This window comes from Streptomyces longispororuber, from assembly GCF_014656095.1.
Classification (GTDB): domain Bacteria; phylum Actinomycetota; class Actinomycetes; order Streptomycetales; family Streptomycetaceae; genus Streptomyces; species Streptomyces longispororuber.
The window spans coordinates 1-16,408 of record NZ_BNBT01000040.1 but is presented as its reverse complement, the minus strand read 5'-3'; the positions used below and the strand labels follow the sequence as shown (position 1 = coordinate 16,408).

The 16,408-nt window shown below is 74.3% G+C and carries 13 protein-coding genes; 7 read left to right on the top strand and 6 right to left on the bottom strand.

Annotation, left to right across the window (positions count from 1 at the left end; translation table 11 throughout):
* Positions 1 to 349: 349 nt before the first annotated feature.
* Together IE330_RS15390 and IE330_RS15385 are read left to right on the top strand one after the other, a co-directional pair.
* Positions 350 to 1,708 (top strand): dihydrolipoyl dehydrogenase family protein, encoded by a 1,359-nt coding sequence (locus tag IE330_RS15390; protein WP_190136562.1) that lies wholly within the window; start codon positions 350 to 352, stop codon positions 1,706 to 1,708.
* A gap of 59 nt (positions 1,709 to 1,767) precedes the next feature.
* A complete protein-coding gene (locus IE330_RS15385; protein WP_190136561.1) occupies positions 1,768 to 2,895 on the top strand; it encodes a low temperature requirement protein A in 1,128 nt (375 codons plus the stop codon).
* 214 nt (positions 2,896 to 3,109) lie between these two features.
* Here IE330_RS15385 and IE330_RS15380 read toward each other — a convergent pair whose 3' ends face one another.
* Positions 3,110 to 4,270, bottom strand: coding sequence for an amidase domain-containing protein (locus IE330_RS15380; RefSeq protein ID WP_229925664.1), 1,161 nt, complete (start codon positions 4,268 to 4,270; stop codon positions 3,110 to 3,112).
* Between the two features lie 318 nt (positions 4,271 to 4,588).
* Here IE330_RS15380 and IE330_RS15375 point away from each other — a divergent pair, with 318 nt between their 5' ends.
* Positions 4,589 to 6,574: a transglycosylase domain-containing protein gene (locus tag IE330_RS15375; RefSeq protein WP_190136560.1), complete on the top strand. Its 1,986-nt coding sequence runs from the start codon at positions 4,589 to 4,591 to the stop codon at positions 6,572 to 6,574.
* Between the two features lie 40 nt (positions 6,575 to 6,614).
* Here IE330_RS15375 and IE330_RS15370 read toward each other — a convergent pair whose 3' ends face one another.
* From IE330_RS15370 to IE330_RS15350, 5 genes are all read right to left on the bottom strand, one after another.
* On the bottom strand, positions 6,615 to 7,952 hold the full coding sequence (locus tag IE330_RS15370; RefSeq protein WP_229925663.1) for a polysaccharide deacetylase family protein: 1,338 nt from the start codon (positions 7,950 to 7,952) through the stop codon (positions 6,615 to 6,617).
* A gap of 174 nt (positions 7,953 to 8,126) precedes the next feature.
* Positions 8,127 to 8,780 (bottom strand): FMN reductase, encoded by a 654-nt coding sequence (locus IE330_RS15365; RefSeq protein WP_190136559.1) that lies wholly within the window; start codon positions 8,778 to 8,780, stop codon positions 8,127 to 8,129.
* Positions 8,777 to 9,964 carry an LLM class flavin-dependent oxidoreductase gene (locus tag IE330_RS15360; RefSeq protein ID WP_229925662.1) on the bottom strand — a complete coding sequence of 396 codons (1,188 nt, stop codon included), beginning with the start codon at positions 9,962 to 9,964 and terminating at the stop codon, positions 8,777 to 8,779. Before IE330_RS15360 ends, IE330_RS15365 begins: the two co-directional genes overlap by 4 nt.
* Before the next feature lie 216 nt (positions 9,965 to 10,180).
* Complete coding sequence (locus tag IE330_RS15355) at positions 10,181 to 10,624, bottom strand: SsgA family sporulation/cell division regulator (RefSeq protein WP_190136558.1); 444 nt, start codon at positions 10,622 to 10,624, stop codon at positions 10,181 to 10,183.
* Between the two features lie 286 nt (positions 10,625 to 10,910).
* Complete coding sequence (locus IE330_RS15350) at positions 10,911 to 11,591, bottom strand: response regulator (protein ID WP_190136557.1); 681 nt, start codon at positions 11,589 to 11,591, stop codon at positions 10,911 to 10,913.
* A gap of 284 nt (positions 11,592 to 11,875) precedes the next feature.
* On the opposite strand from IE330_RS15350, the gene IE330_RS15345 reads away from it, so the two are divergent.
* From IE330_RS15345 to IE330_RS15330, 4 genes are all read left to right on the top strand, one after another.
* Positions 11,876 to 12,814 carry an ATP-binding cassette domain-containing protein gene (locus IE330_RS15345; RefSeq protein WP_190136556.1) on the top strand — a complete coding sequence of 313 codons (939 nt, stop codon included), beginning with the start codon at positions 11,876 to 11,878 and terminating at the stop codon, positions 12,812 to 12,814.
* On the top strand, positions 12,811 to 13,653 hold the full coding sequence (locus tag IE330_RS15340; RefSeq protein ID WP_190136555.1) for an ABC transporter permease: 843 nt from the start codon (positions 12,811 to 12,813) through the stop codon (positions 13,651 to 13,653). The genes IE330_RS15345 and IE330_RS15340 overlap by 4 nt, the downstream gene beginning before the upstream one ends.
* A gap of 403 nt (positions 13,654 to 14,056) precedes the next feature.
* Complete coding sequence (locus IE330_RS15335) at positions 14,057 to 15,718, top strand: sensor histidine kinase (protein WP_190136554.1); 1,662 nt, start codon at positions 14,057 to 14,059, stop codon at positions 15,716 to 15,718.
* 204 nt (positions 15,719 to 15,922) lie between these two features.
* Positions 15,923 to 16,408: hypothetical protein (locus tag IE330_RS15330; RefSeq protein WP_190136553.1), on the top strand; the 486-nt coding region annotated here is incomplete at its 3' end.

Sequence of the window (16,408 nt, the reverse complement as noted above, 5' to 3'; positions counted from 1 at the left end):
GACCACCTTGCTTCCCGAGTCACTGTGCAACACACGACGCCCTTACCCCCGAATCCCCCCGCCATGCGACCCTTCTCCGCCACGGCCGGGACGCGCGGGCGTCCAGGGACGCAGGGTACGCAGCGCGCGTGGCGCGTGCCACATCCGGCTCTCCCGGGGCCCGGCCCCGGCCCCCGTACTGTTCCCGCCCACCCGCCACTCGTCGGCGTCCGGCACGACCGGCCGCCGCGGGTGTGCGCTCTCGGGCAAGCACGCGTGCGCCCGTTGTCCGAGCGGGGCGTTCCGGCGGCCCTAGGTTCGGCGGTCGAGCACGCCCGGGGGACGGGCGGCACGACGAACGGCGAGGGACATGCGTGAGCAGGCGGCTGTGGTGGTTCTCGGTCTGGGACCGGGCGGTGAGTACGTCGCGGGCACCCTGGCCGAGGCCGGTCTCGACGTGGTGGGCGTCGAGGCGGAGCTGGTCGGCGGCGAGTGCCCGTACTGGGCGTGCGTACCCAGCAAGATGATGATCAGGGCGGGCAACCTGCTCGCCGAGGCGCGCCGGACCCCGTCGCTCGCCGGGGAGGCGACGGTGACCGCCGACTGGGCCAAGGTCGGCGGCCGCATCCGCGACGAGGCCACCGACCACTGGAACGACCGGGCGGCGGCCCACCGGCTGACGTCCAAGGGCGGGCGCCTCGTCCGCGGCCGGGGACGGCTCGCGGGACCGCGCCGGGTGACCGTCGGCGACCACACCGTCGAGGCCCGGCGCGGCGTCGTCCTGGCCACCGGGACCCGGCCCCGCATCCCCCCGGTCCCGGGGCTCGCGGACACCCCGTACTGGACCAACCGGGAGGCCATGGCGGCCGAGGAACTGCCGGCGTCGCTGATCGTGCTCGGGGGCGGCGCCGTCGGGGTGGAACTCGCCCAGGTCTTCGCCCGGTTCCGGTGCGCCGTCACGGTGGTCGAGGGCCAGGAGCGGGTGCTGTCACGGGAGGAACCGGAGGCGGGCGACCTGGCCGCGGCGGCCCTGCGCGCCGACGGCGTCCGCGTCCTCACCGGCACCCGGGCGCGGCAGGTCGGACACGACGGCACCGCGTTCACCGTCCGGCTCGACGACGACCAGGTGCTGCGCGCCGAACGCCTGCTCGTGGCCGCCGGCCGGGGCGCCGACCTCGCCGCGCTTGCGGTGGAGACGGCCGGGCTCGACCCCACCGCGCCGCACGTGCCCACGGACGGCCGGATGCGGGCCGCGGACGGGCTGTGGGCGGTCGGCGACATCACCGGACGCGGCGCCTACACCCATGTGTCGATGTACCAGGCGGAGATCGCGGTCCGCGACATCCTCGGGCAGCCCGGCCCCGAGGCCGACTACCGCGCGCTGCCCCGGGTCACCTTCACCGACCCCGAGATCGGCGCCGTCGGACTGACCGAGCGGCAGGCACGGGAGCGCGGCCTTCGGGTGCGCACCAGCGTGCTGCCCCTCGCCTCCTCCACCCGCGGCTGGATCCACGGACCGGGCAACGAGGGGTTCGTCAAACTGGTCGAGGACGCCGACCGCGGCGTGCTGGTCGGCGCCACCTCGGCCGGGCCCGCGGGCGGGGAGGTGCTTTACGGCCTGAACGTCGCCGTCCACGCCGAGGTCCCCGTCGACCGGCTCCGGCACATGATCTACACCTATCCCACCTTCCACCGGACGGTCGGAGCGGCCCTGGGAGCCCTCCGCTGAGCCGCGCGGGAAGCTCCCGGGCGATCCCGGCCGCTCCGGCCGTCCGGCGGCGGCACACCATGACCGGCCGCGACCCCGGCGAACCGCACCGGTCCGCCACCCCCCTGGAGCTCTTCTTCGACCTGTGCTTCGTCGTCGCCGTGGCGCAGGCCTCGGAGCACCTGCACGAGGCGCTGACGCACGGCGACGCCGCCTCCGGCGTCCTGCGCTTCGCGCTGGTCTTCTTCACCATCTGGTGGGCGTGGATGAACTTCACCTGGTTCGCCTCCGCCTACGACTCCGACGACACCCCCTACCGGCTGACCGTCCTGGCGCAGATCACGGGCTCCCTCGTCCTCGCCGCGGGCGTCGGCCGGGCCTTCGACGGGGGCGACCTGCTCGTCATCACGCTCGGCTACGTGGTGTTGCGCACGGCGCTGGCCGCCCTGTGGCTCCGGGCCGGGCTCGCCGACCGCGCCCGGCGCAGGACCACGCTCCGCTTCGCCGCCGGGGTGACGGCCGGCCAGGCCGGCTGGGTCGCGCTGCTGTTCCTGCCGGAGCGGGCGCACCTGCCGGGCATCGCCGTGATGGTGGTGGCGGAACTCATGGTTCCGGTGTGGGCGCAGTCCGCGGGGATGACACCGTGGCACCCGCACCACATCGCCGAGCGCTACGAGCTGTTCACCCTCATCGTGCTCGGCGAGTCCGTCGCGGCCGCCACGGTCGCCGTACGGGGGGCGTTCGACCGGCACCACGGCACCGGCGCCCTGTACGCGCTGGCCGCGGGCGGCCTGCTGATGGCCTTCGCCCTGTGGTGGCTGTACTTCGCCCGGCCCGCGCACACGCTGCTCGCCACCACGCACCAGGCGCACCGCAAGCGCTTCACCTGGGCCTACGGCCACTACCTGATCTTCGCGTCGGCCACCGCCGAGGGCGCGGGCCTGGCCGCCTACGCCGACCACCTGGCCCGCCACCCCGGCACGTCGTCCGTGGGCGCCGGCCTCGCGGTCACCGTCCCGGCCGCCGTCTTCCTGACCACGGTGTGGGCGATCCACCTGCGGCCGCACCAGAGGCGGGCGGCCGACGGCGTGCCGTTCGCCGTCGCCGCGGCGGGCGTCCTGCTGGCCGCGTGGTCCCCGGCGCCCGCGCTCGTCGCCGGGGTGTTCCTGGGCGGCCTGGTCACGGTCGTCACCAGGCGCACGCGATGACGGGAGGCCATGCCCCCGCGAAGGTCACGCGGCCGCACCCCCGCGCGGGAGGGGTCGGCCGACCGCGGCCCCCGCTCCGTGACCACCGCCGGGCAGTACGGCCCCGCTCCGGACGGCACGCGGTCCCGGGGGACGCGTCCGCGCGGCGCGGGGCCGTACCGAGGCGGGTCAGGGGTCTCCCCGTGGCCCGCCGCCCGGCGGTGGTGAGACGGGATCAGGTGCGGTAGGCGAAGTAACGCGCGTTGGGGTACGACGCGATGATGCTCGCCAGCGACCTGCGGTAGGTGTCGGTCGAGTGGTAAGTGAGGTACGGCATGCCGCGCCGGTCGCGGTACGTCACCATCATCGAGTGGTCCTTGGACCCGTTCCTGTCGAAGTCGACCTGCAGGACGTCGCCGACGTCGAGCTGGTAGACGTTCGTCAGGTTCGGGGCCCGCCGGTTGGACAGCGTGAACCAGGCCCACTCGTTCACCCCGACCCAGGAGGCGCTCTGCCGCCCGCCGTCGTACCACCAGTTGCGGTAGTCGGAGGACGTGCCCGGGACGGACTTCCAGCCGCCCGCCTTGAGCGCCTGGCTGACGAAGTTGGTGCAGTCGCCCCCGGCGCCGTTGAACTGCCGGTACGCCGCGTTGTACGTGCGCCAGTACTTCTCCGTGTACCGCGCCATGGCGGAGTAGTCGTAGGCGCCGCCGGTCTTCCTCGGCGTCGGCCTCGTCGGGTACGCGGTGGACGCCGGCGTGCCGTTCGGGTACTGCTTGCCGTCGTCCTTGACGGTCTTCACCCGGGCCGTCGGCGGCTCGTCGACCGCCACCGGGCCGTTGTCCCGCGACGTGACCGAGGTCAGCTCCCAGCCGTTCCCCGTGGCGGCGAACGTCAGCTCCTGCCGCGTCGAGAAGGCGGTGGTGTCCGGTTCGTCCCCGCGCACCTTCTTGTAGGTGAGCGTCGAGGACGCGGTGACCCGGACGGTGGCCGTCCTGCCGGTGATCGTGGCGCGCTCCGCCCGGACGCGGGTGTCCGCGTCCGTGTAGGCCTCACCGAGCGCCGCCAGCCGGGACTTGCGGGACCGCAGCGACCGGAGCGCGGCGTCCTCGTCCTTCTTCAGGCGGGCGGACATCCGGGTCTTCGCGGTACCGTCCTCGGAGCCGCCGCGCCCCTGGACCAGGGCCTGGGTGCGCCGGGACAGGACGTCCTCGGCGATGCGGGCGAAGGTGGCGGCCGTCTTGCGGTCGGCCTTGTGCGGCGCGGCGTCGGCGGCCTTGACGGTGGGGGCGGGGGTGCCGGTGGCGGCGTTCGCGGGGTACGCCAGCAGGGGGCCGGACAGCACGGCCATGGTCAGACCGGCGATGACGGCGGGTCTGTATCTCTTGGATATCACTCTGTTTCCTCTTTTGTCGCCCGGTCGAGTCGCCCGGGGGACGGAATCTTCGCACAACTGGGCGCCCGCGTCGTGATGTTCGTCCCCCGCGGGCTCCGGCGGCCGCCGGACACCGTGCCCACACCCCGGCAGCCACCGTTCCGGGTACCTCTAGGGTGAGCGGAACAGGCAGCAGAGGAGGCGTGCGGAGTGGGTGGGAGGAGTACGGCCGCGGAAGGGCGAACGGGAGGCCTGCGGGCGGTGTTCGGGAGCCGTGGCCAGGGGACCGGCCGCCGCAGGAAGCCCGGGGCGCGGCGCCGGCCGCGGTCCGGCGGCGGCATGTCCGGCGCCCTCGCCGTGGCCCGCAGGCACCTGCGCCGCCTGCGTCCCGCCTACCCCCGGCCGGGCCGCAGCGGATGGCGGCGGTGGGTGCCCTCCTGGCGCCAGTGGCTGGGCGCCTTCCTGTACCTGTGCTTCGGCCTGACGGGCTTCGTCGCGATCGCCTACGCCACCACGGACATACCCGACGACCTCAACTCCTTCGCCACACAACAGGACAACGTGTACTACTGGGCCGACGGCTCCGTCATGGCCAGGACCGGCTGGGTCATCCGGCAGGAGATACCCCTCGACAAGGTGCCGCCGAAGGTCCAGGGCGCCGTCCTCGCGGCCGAGAACGCGAGCTTCTACTCCGACTCGGGCGTCTCGCCGACCGGCGTCCTGCGGGCCCTGCGCGCCGCGGTGGGCGGCGGTGAGACCCAGGGCGGGTCCACCATCACGCAGCAGTACGTGAAGAACGTCTACCTGAGCCAGGACCGCACCCTGTCGCGGAAGTTCACCGAGCTGCTGCTCGCCGTGAAGCTGGACAACCGCACGAGCAAGAAGAAGATCCTGCAGGACTACCTCAACACGAGCTGGTTCGGCCGCGGCACCTACGGCATACAGCGCGCCTCCCACGCCTACTACGGCAAGGACGTCTCCAAGCTGAACGCCAGCGAGGGCGCCTTCCTGGCCGCCCTCCTCAAGGGCGCCGGGCTCTACGACCCGGCCCTCGGCAAGGAGAACCACAAGCGGGCCGTCGAGCGGTGGAGCTGGATCCTGGACCGCATGGTCGAGACCGGCCACCTCACGCGCGCCGAGCGCGCCACGTACACGAAGTTCCCCGAGCCCACGGGGCCGGGCACCGGCGGCACCCCCGGCGCGCAGACCGGCTACCTGGTGGAGCTGGCCAAGCAGCACGCCGTCAGGAACGGGCACATCAAGGCCGCCGACTTCGACCTCGGCGGCTACCAGATCCACACGACCTTCGACAAGGCCCGCACCAACGCCCTCACCACCGCCGTCCGCAAGGCCGAGAAGGACTTCGACCCCCGGCGGCGGCCGCGCACCGACAAGCACGCCAGGATCGGCGCGGCGAGCGTCGCCCCGGACGGCCGCCTGCTCGCCCTGTACGGCGGGCGCGACTACCTGAAGCAGGGCTTCAACCAGTCGAACGCGACCACCATCCCCGCCGGCTCGGCCTTCACCCCGTTCGTCTACGCCGCCGCCCTGGAGGAGGGCGTGCAGCGCACCCGCGGCGGGCCGCGCACGCCCGTCACCCCGGCCAGCGTCTACGACGGCGACGACGGGGTCGCCGTGCGCACGCCGGAGGGGCCGTACTGGGACCGCAGCGGCAAGGTGGTGAAGGGCGAGAACGACGGCGACCGCGACTGGGGCCGGGTGACCCTGCGCCAGGCCGTCGCCCACTCCGTCAACACGCCCCTGCTGCAACTGGGCCTGGACGTCGGCCTGGACCGGGTGGAGTCGTACGCCCTGCGCGCGGGGCTGCTCAAGTCGAGCCTCGGGGAGCGGGTGCCCCCGTTCGCGCTCGGGGAGAACTCCACGCCCAGCGCCATCCGGATGGCCGGGGCGTACCAGACCTTCGCCGCCGGCGGCACGCACACCGACCCCTACTCGGTGAGCTCGGTCACCCGCGCCGGTGCCACGGTCCCGCTGGACAAGCCGAAGTCCGCCCGGGCGGTGTCCAAGCGGACCGCCCGCGCGGTCACGGACGCCCTGCGGGCCACCATGACCGAGGGGGCGGCCAGGGAGGCGGGCGCGGTGCGCCCCGGCGCCGTGGGCAAGACCGGGACGACCGCCGGGAACACGGCGGGCTGGTTCGTGGGCGGCACCGAGGCCGAGACCACGGCCGTGGTCGTCTACCGCATGGCGCTGACCGACCTGGTGCCGCTGCCGCTGAAGGGTCTGGGCGGCGACGCCCCCGGGACCCTCGGCAGCGACCGGGCGGTCGACCTGTGGGCCGACTACATCGCCTCGGTGAAGTAGGCCGGGCCGCCGGAACACCGGCGGCCCGGCCCGCGCCGCGCTACTTGACGAGCGACGCCCAGTCCGGCGCCTGCGCGGGGTCGAGCATGCGCAGCCGGGCCAGCACCTTCGGGTCCTGGGCGTCCAGCCAGTCCGCCAGCTCCCGGAACGACACGCACCGGACGTCCTTGCGCGGGCACACGTCCCGCATCACGTCCTCGACGGCGTTCATGTAGATGCCGCCGTTCCAGTCCTCGAAGTGGTTGCCGATGAACATCGGCGCCCGGCTGCCGTTGTAGACCCGGTTGAAGCCGTTCATGTACGAGGCCCGGACCTGTTCCTCCCACGCCGGGAACTTCGCCGGGTCGCCCTGGGTGCTGTCACCGGACTGGTGGTACAGGAAGTTGAAGTCCATCGAGAGGACCTGCACCTCCTTGCCCTGCAAGGGCAGGAGTTGCAGCGGGAAGTTCCAGATGCCGCTGGTCTTGGACGGCCATATCTGGAAGTCCCCCGAGGAACTCGCGTCGTACCGCCAGCCGAACGGCTTGATCGCGGTCAGCAGGTTCTTCTGGCCCTCCAGGCAGGGCGCCCGGCCGCCGACCACTTCCCGGTCCGGGTCGAAGGGCAGCGGCGCCTCGCCGGAGAACCCGGTGTTGGTCTTCCAGTTCTTGATGAACGCGTACGTCTGGTCGATCTCGCTCTTCCACTCCGCGACGCTCCAGTCCCCGCCGCCCTTGGACCCGCAGAAGTGCCCGTTGAAGTGCGACCCGATCTCGTGCCCGTCCTTCCAGGCGCCGCGCAACTGCCCGAGCGTGTCCTGGATGTGCGGAACCGTCGGGTACGAGATGGCGGCGGCGCCCGGGCCGTGCTGCGGCGGGCGGTAGAGCGCCTTCTTGCTCTCCGGCAGCAGGTAGATGCCGGTGAGGAAGAAGGTCATGTGGGCGTCGCTCTCCTTCGCCACCTGGCGGAAGTGGGAGAAGCGGTGGTCGTCGCCCTCCAGGGCGCCGTCCCAGGAGAACACCACGAACTGCGGCGGCTTCTCGCCCGGCTTGAGCTTCTTGGGCTTGAGCTGACCGGGCTGCGGCCCGGTGTAGGAGGTGGAGCCGTCCCCGAGGACCCGGACCTTGCCGTCCCAGTCCTCCTCGTCCCCCTTGCCCTTCTTCCCGTGCTTCGCGGCCCCCTTGGCCGCCCCGTGCGCGGAGGCGGCGGCCGCGCGCCCGGCGTCACCGCCGCCCCCGGAGGAGTCCCCGAGGGTCAGCAGGGACGCGGTGGCCGCCCCGCCCACGACGAGCACGGCCGCGCCGACGCCGAGGCGCTTGCGCTTCCGGGCCTTCTTGCGCGCGTTGCGGGCAGTGCGGGACTCCGCCCCGGCGTGTGTGGTGCTGTCGGTCTCGACCACCGCGGTCCTACCCCCCGTTCATCGCAGCAGGGCCGCGCATGGATGGTTTGTATGAATATAGAACCGATCGGCGCGCCTCCTGTACTCCGGGTCGCTCACGCTCCCGATTTCCCGGTCGCCCCACGGCCAACCGTTCCCGTCGGGGGAAGGCCCCCGGGAACCCCGGCCGCCGGTTCAGGAGACGGCGCGGGGGCTCTTGCCGGGCCGGGGGCTCTGGCCGAGGGCGCTGAGACGCTCCTCGAACGGCACCAGCGTGGAGGCCTGCCCCGCGGCGGCGCTCCCCGGCGCCGACACCCCCCGCAGCAGCGCCGCCAGCTCGCCGGCCGCCCGCTCGATCCGCCGGTCAAGGCCCGCGGCGCCCCAGTCCTCGGAGGCGGCGTAGACGCCGGTCGGCACGACGACGGCCTTGAGGTGGGCGAAGAGCGGGCGCAGCGCGTGGTCCAGGACGAGCGAGTGCCGGGCGGTGCCGCCGGTCGCGGCGATCAGCACCGGCTTCCCGGCCAGGGCGTCCTCGTCGTGCACGCTCAGCGCGTCGAAGAAGGACTTGAAGAGACCGCTGTACGAGGCGGAGAACACCGGCGTGACCACGATCAGGCCGTCCGCCCGGACCACCGCGCCGAACGCGTCGGCCAGCGCGGGGCCGGGGAACCCGTTGGTGAAGTTGTGCGCGATCTCCACGGCGAGGTCACGCAACTCGACGACCTGGACAGCGGCCGGAGCGGGGGAGGGGGCCGCGGCCTCCTTCGCGGCGACGGCGGCCAGGCGGTCGCCCAGCAACCGCGTGGAGGACGGGACGCTCAGCCCCGCCGAGACGACGACGAGCCTCATCCCGCGGCCACCTCCTCGCGGCCGCCGGCGCCGGTCGCCCCGGCGCTCACGGCGTCCTCGGCGTTCCTGGACGCCTCGGCCTCCGCGGCGGCGCGCAGGGAGGCGTGGGTCGGGGCGTCCGGCACGTCCGCGGGCCGGTTGCGGGCGAACTCCTCGCGCAGCACCGGCACGACCTCCTCGCCGAGCAGGTCGAGCTGTTCGAGGACGGTCTTCAGCGGCAGCCCGGCGTGGTCCATCAGGAAGAGCTGGCGCTGGTAGTGACCGGCGTACTCGCGGAACGCCAGGGTCTTCTCGATCACCTGCTGCGGCGAGCCCACCGTCAGCGGCGTCTGCTCCGTGAACTCCTCCAGGGACGGGCCGTGCCCGTAGACCGGGGCCACGTCGAAGTACGGCCGGAACTCACGCACCGCGTCCTGCGAGTTCCTCCGCATGAACACCTGCCCGCCGAGGCCGACGATCGCCTGCTCCGGCGTGCCGTGCCCGTAGTGGGCGTAGCGGGTCCGGTACAGCTCGACCATCCGCTTCGTGTGGTCGGCCGGCCAGAAGATGTTGTTGTGGAAGAAGCCGTCGCCGTAGTACGCGGCCTGCTCCGCTATCTCCGGGGAGCGGATCGACCCGTGCCAGACGAACGGCGGTACGCCGTCCAGCGGGCGCGGCGTGGCAGTGAACCCCTGCAGCGGCGTGCGGAACGTGCCCTCCCAGTCGACGACGTCCTCGCGCCACAGGCGGTGCAGCAGGGCGTAGTTCTCGACGGCGAGGTTCAGGCCCTGCCGGATGTCCTGGCCGAACCAGGGGTAGACCGGGCCGGTGTTGCCGCGCCCCAGCATCAGGTCCGTCCGGCCGTCGGCCAGGTGCTGGAGCATCGCGAAGTCCTCGGCGATCTTCACCGGGTCGTTCGTGGTGATGAGGGTGGTGGACGTGGAAAGCAGCAGCCGCTCCGTCCGCGCCGCGATGTAGCCGAGCATCGTGGTCGGCGAGGACGGCACGAACGGCGGGTTGTGGTGCTCCCCGGTCGCGAACACGTCCAGGCCCACCTCCTCGGCCTTCAGCGCGATGGCGACCATGGCCTTGATGCGCTCGCGCTCGGTCGGCGTCCTGCCCGTGGTCGGGTCCGGCGTGACGTCGCCGACGCTGAAGATGCCGAACTGCGTGCTCGGCACCGGGTTCTTCTGTTCCTGTGACACTCGGTATTCCTTAGCTGACGGATCGAGCAGCCGGTCGTCCCGGCCCGCTCTGGTACGTGCGGTGTCGCGTGCGAGGTGTCGCGTGCGAGGGGATGCCGGAGCACGCGCTACGACGTGTCGCCGACCCGGTGGCCACTGGGCACAACGCCGACACGGCCGCCGATAATCCGGAGCGTGATCATCCGGCGGCGGGCGCCGCGGAAGCCGGGCTCGCGGTCAGAGGTTCCTGCCCATGAGCGCGGTGATGACCCCGTCAAGGTCCACGTGGTACCCCTCGGCCCCGGCGGGCACCAGCGCGAAGGTCTTCCGCAGGAACGCGGCCACGTCCCCGACCGCCAGCCCCACCAGCGCCTGCCCGGACCCGTTGCGCAGGACGACGCGCACGGAGCGCGGGTGGTGACGACGCCGGTGGTGCCGGGGTGCGGGCACCACCGTCACGTCGCCCGCCCCGGTGGGCCGCCGCAGCCCCTCGGTGAGCAAGGCACGGGCGAAGACCCACGTCACGGCCCAGTCGGTCGACGGGCCGAGGGTGAGCACCACGGCATAGGGGTCGGAGACCTCGTACCGCAATTCCGCGGGCAAGGGCGTCGGCGGCACGTCCTCGGCGGTGCGGACCTGAGCCGTCACCGCGGAGGTGACCGTGCCGAGACGCTGTTCCATGAGGCCCCCGAACGAACGCGGATAGATGTGTTTCTGCAACGCGACGAGACGCAACCCTAGGAGCCGTCGGCGCGACGTTTTGCCGAAGAACGCACGGAACCTTGCCCAGCAAGGCACGCTCCCCCCAGGCCCAGGCCCAGGCCCAGGCCCGGACGCGGCCTGTGCCGCTTTCCGGACGCGGACCCGTACGCGGACGCGGACCCGGGCCCGGACGCGGCCCGTGCCTCCCGCCCTCCGGCGCCGGAACGGCACCCGCCCCACGGACCGCGGCGGATCGCGGAGGCCGTCAGCCGCCGTGCCGCGCGATCAGGCCCGCCTCGTGCGCGGCGATGGCCGCCTCCACCCGGTTGCGCGCGCCCAGCTTCGTCAGCACGGCGCTGACGTGCGCCTTCACCGTGCCCTCGACCAGGTGCAGCCGCTCCGCGATCTCCGCGTTGGACAGGCCCGCGCCGAGCCCGGCGAGCACGTCGCGCTCCCGCTCCGTCAGCCGGTCCAGCGACCGGTGGGGGTGCGCCGACCGGTGGGCGCGCATCCCGGCGATGACCCGCCCTGCGACCCGGGGAGACAGGTAGGCGCCGCCGGCGCCGACCGCCCGCACCCCGTTGAGGAGTTCCCTGGGGTCGTCCGCCTTCAGCAGGAAACCGTCGGCGCCCTCCTCCAGGGCCCGGGTGATGTACGCGTCCTGGCCGAAGGTCGTCAGCATGATCACACCGACCGCCGTCAGCTCCCGCCGGAACCTCGCCACGGCCGTCAGCCCGTCGAGGCCCGGCATCTGGATGTCCAGCAGGACGACGTCCGGCCGGTGCCGGCGGCTGAGCGCGAGGGCCTCGTGCCCGTCACCCGCCTCGGCGACGACGTCGACGTGCGGGTCCCGGGCCAGGATGGCGCGCACCCCGGCCCGGACCATCGCCTCGTCGTCGGCCACCAGGACCCGGACCGGCCGCTCGCTCGGTGTCGTGTCTTCCACGCGGACGAGCCTACGGCCGGTTTCCCGCCCCGCGGGCGGCGCGTCCCCCGGTTACGTCCCAGGTCGGGGCAGGTCCCTGACGAAAGGCAGGACGTCCCTTCCTTTCGGCCCATGGGCACCGGCCGCGGGCGCTCCTAGCGTCGCTGCCGTACGGAACCGGGGCGGCTGCCGCGCCCCGCAGGCCGGGCTTTGTAGGCCGTGATCCGTACACCCGCGATCCGTACCCACCCGGCTCCGCGTGCCGCGCGCGCCGGAGCTCCGTGACCGACAGCGAAGGAACGTTCGTGATCAGCGTCCGAGGACTGACGAAACGCTACGGCGGCACACTCGCCGTGGACGACCTGACGTTCGACGTCGAGGCCGGTCGGGTGACCGGCTTCCTCGGCCCCAACGGGGCCGGGAAATCCACCACGATGCGCATGATCCTGGGGCTCGACCACCCCACGCGCGGGCGGGCCCTCATCGCCGGCCGGCCCTACGCCGACCTGCGCCGGCCGTTGCGCGCGGTCGGCGCGATGCTGGACGCCCGGGCCGTCCACCCGGCCCGCTCCGGCCGCGCGCATCTGATCGCCCAGGCCAGGACCAACGGCATCCCGGTGAGCCGGGTGGACCAGGTCCTGGAGACGGTGGGCCTGTCCACGGCGGCCCGCCGCCCGGCCGGGGCGTACTCGCTGGGCATGAGCGGGCGGCTCGGGGTGGCGGGCGCCCTGCTCGGCGACCCGCCGGTGCTGATCCTGGACGAACCCGTGAACGGCCTCGACCCCGACGGCGTGCGCTGGATCCGCCGGCTCGTGCGCGACCAGGCGGCGGAGGGCCGCACGGTGTTCCTCTCCAGCCACCTGATGAGCGAGATGCAGCTCACCGCCGACCGCCTCGTCGTCATCGGCCGGGGACGGCTGCTGAGCGACACCTCCATGACGGAGTTCCTCGCCGCCGCTTCGCCCCCGTCGGCGCGCGCCTCGGTCCCCGACCCGGAGGAACGGGCGGCGCTCGTCCGCGCCCTGATGGCCGTCGACGGGGTGAGCGTCGAGACGGCGGCGGACGGCGGACTGACCGTCGAGGGCCGCACCGCCGCCGAGGTCGGCGACCTCGCCCACCGGCACGGCGTACGGCTGCACGGCCTGAGCGACGTCCGCGTGTCGCTGGAGCAGGCGTACATGGACCTGACCGCACGGAGCGTCGAGTACGCCACCGGCGGCACCGACGAAGGAGGACGGCCGTGACCACCACGACGGGACGGAACGGGCGGACACTGCCGACACCGGGCGCGCCCGGCGGCTCGGGCGGGCGACGGCCCGGCAGCGCGGAGGGGCGCACGCCCGGCGGCTTCCCCGGGGCGGTCGCCGCGGAGTGGACGAAGCTCCGGTCCGTCCGCGCCCCCGCCCTCTGCCTCCTGGCGGGCCTCGCGATCACCGCCGTGTTCACCTTCTACTACGCCTCGATCGCCGACATCAACGACCATCCGGTCCAGCCCGTGGGGAACGCGGCGGCCGCTTCCGCCGTCGTCACCCAGTTCGTCTTCGTCGTCCTGGCCACGGTGGCGGTGACCTCCGAGTACACCACGGGGACCGTACGGGCCTCGCTGCTGTGGGTGCCGCGGCGGCACCGCGTGCACGCGGCGAAGGCACTGGTGACGGCCGTGGTCGCGTTCCTCGGCGGCACCGGGTACGCCGTGGTCGGCACGGCCGTGGCCTGGGGGGCGTTCGACGGACGCGCCTCGTTCGCGGCCGGCACGACCCTCGCCCAGGTCCTGGCCGTCGGCGTCTACCAGGCGCTCGTCGCCGTGCTCACCGTCGGCGTGGCCTTCGCCGCACGGCACGCGGCCGGTGCGCTGTCGATCCTCGGCACGCTGCTGTGGGCGCTGCCGAGCGTGCTCCTGGGGCTCGGCGGCGAGGCGCTCACGGCCGTGAACGACCGCCTGCCGTACGGGGCGGGCGACCACTTCATGCGCGCGGGCACCGACGCCCCGTTCTCCCCGGCGGCGGCCGTCCTCCTCGTCGCCGCCTGGGCGGCGGCGGCCCACGCGGCCGGCCAGTACGTGCTGCGGCGCAGGGACGCCTGAGCCGCACCCGTGCGGTCAGCCGCGCGTGCGCGGGGCCGCCGCGTGGACGTGGAGCCGTCGCGTGGACGTAGGCCGTCGCGTGGACGTGGGCCCGCCGTGTGTACGTGAGTCCCTGCGCGTACGCGGGTCCGTCGCGCGTGGGCAGGAACGCGCGTGTGCGCAGGTTCGCCGCGTGTGCGCAGGTCCGCGGGGAGGTCCGACGTCGCGTGCGTGGCGCTCCTCGCGGGCACTTGACGTGCCGTCGGCCCCCGTGCCACGGGATCGGCACCCGCGCCACGGGACCGGCCCTCGCGCCACGGGATCGGCGCCCGCCAACAGCCCACCACCCGGCGGGCGCCCCGCACGCGCCCCGCAGAATCGACCTGAGCACGTCACGGCACCGACCGGAAGGACGACCCCCACCATGCCGCGCCCCCGCATACCCCCGGCCAGGTCGCTTCTCGTCGACGGGGCGCTGTGGGCCGTGCTCGCCGCCGCCACCGGGTACGGCTTCCGGGACGCGAGCGCGGCCTCGTCGGTCGTGGACCTGCTGCTCCCGCTGGCCGTCCTCGCGGTGGCCGTGCCCCTGTCCCGCGGCCGGCCGGGGGCCTCGGTGCTCCTCGTCAACGGCCTGTGCGCGCTGGGCCTCGCGGACGCCGCGAGCCCCGCCAACGCCCAGGCCCTGTCGCTGGCCGCGGTGAGCTGTCTGCTCGGTGTCCGGGTGGCCCAGGTGCGGGGCCCGCTCCTGGTGCTCGCCGCGTGCCTCGCGATCGACGTCACGGCCTGTGCCGTCCTGCGGGTGCCGCCCGTGTGGTGGTTCTACGCCCTGGCGGTGCTGCCCACCGCCCTCCTGCCGCCGTGGCTCGCGGGACGTCACTGGCGCGGCCGCCGTGAACTCGTACGCGAGGGCTGGCGGTTGGCCCGGAGCCTGGAGGAGCGGCAGCACCTCGTCGCGGAGCGGGCCCGGCTGACCGAGCGCGCGGACATCGCGGCCGACATGCACGACTCGCTCGGCCACACCCTGAGCCTGGTCGCCCTGCGCGCGGGCGCCCTGGAACTCTCACCCGACCTCACCGACCGCGACCGCGCCGACCTCGCCGAGCTGCGCGGGACGATCGCGGACGCCGTCGAGCACCTACGGGAAACCGTCGCCCTCCTGCACGAACCACGCAGCTCGGGAACGCAGACAGGAACGGAGGCAGAGACAGCGGCAGGGGCGGGGGCGGACGGCCCGCCCGGCAAGGACACGGTCGAGGACCTCCTCGGCCGGGCGGTCGCCTCCGGTGTGCCGGTGCGCTGGGAGCGACAAGGCATGGTGCCCGCGCTGCCGCCGCTGGTCGAACGCGGGATGTACCGCGTCGTGCGGGAGGCCCTCACCAACGCCGTAAAGCACGCTCCCGGCGGCGCCGTCACGGTGGCCATCGACCACCGGGCCACCTGCACTCGCGTGAGCGTCGTGAACGCCCCGGCGGCCGGGCGGGCCGGGGCGCCCGCACCCCGCCCGGACGGCACGCGCGGCCGGGGACTTGCGGGACTCCAGGAACGCGTGACGATGCTCGGCGGCACCTTGCGGGCCGGTCCCCACCAGGGCGGGTTCCGCGTCACCGCGGTCCTCCCGCACCAGGCCCCGCCCCGCCGCGCGGCGCGCCCGGCGCCCTCCGGACCGCCCGCGTACGGGGACGCGGACCTCGACCCGGCCCCGCAGGCGGCAGAACGGCTCGCCGCGGTACGGCGGGCCGCGCGCCGCCGCTCCCTCGCCGCCTTCGCGGCACCGGTCGCCGCCGCGGCGTTCTTCGCGCCGGCCGCGCTCTACCTGGCCTGGCAACTGACCACGGGCGTGCTGCCGCCGTCCCGGTTCGACCAGGTGCGGCCCGGGCAGTCCCGCGTCGCGCTCACCCCGCTGCTCCCGGCGCGCGCCTTCCCGTACGCGCCCGACCACGCCCGGGCGGCGCCCCGGCCGCCGGGTTGCCGCTGCGAGTTCTACCGCTCCGGCCGCGACCTGTTGCAGGAGGTCGACCTCTACCGGCTCTGCTGGTCCGGCGACACCCTGGTGAGCAAGGACACCGTGGCGGCGTCCGCGCGCTGACCGGACCGGGGGGCAGGCACACGAGGACGGTGAATCCCGCTGCCTCGCAAGGGTCTCGTAAGGGTGAGGAGCGGCGGTTCGCGGCCGGTGCGTGCGTCCGCGGCTTCCATGATGTCGGCGAGCTCCGCCGGGGCAGGGCCCGGGGGCACGAGCAGACGGGATGTGGAAGTCGTGGGGATGGCACGGAAAACGGCACGTGAGGCTGTGGCCGTCGGTCTGACCGGGGCCGCGGTCCTGCTCGGCGGGGCCGTCCTGGCCCCCGCGGCGCAGGCCGTGGACGGCGGGCACGCGTCCATGCGGGTGTGCGCCAATACCGCGGGGAAGTGGGACAGGGCCGACGCCAAGACGCTGGCGGACTGCCACGTCGCGCGCGGGGCGTACGCCTCGAAGCGGGCGGAGCTGATCGAGGGCAAGGTCCCGGGGAAGGTGGCCCGGGAGTGGGGCACGCGAGCCGCTGACGCGTCCCGGTCCGCCGTCGTGGACGCCGTGGGCGGCCCGGCGGACCGGATGACCTCGAAGGACGCCGCGCGGGCCGCGATGTGGGCGGCCGTCGCGTCCGGCGCGGCCCGTCCCGCGGAGTCCCGCTCCGGCGGCGTGGACTCCGCCACGGCCACCGGGGACAAGGGCTACGGCGGCGCCGAGCTGGAGGCCCGCCGCGCGGCCAGGGCCGCCTGGCGCGCGGCCGAGGCC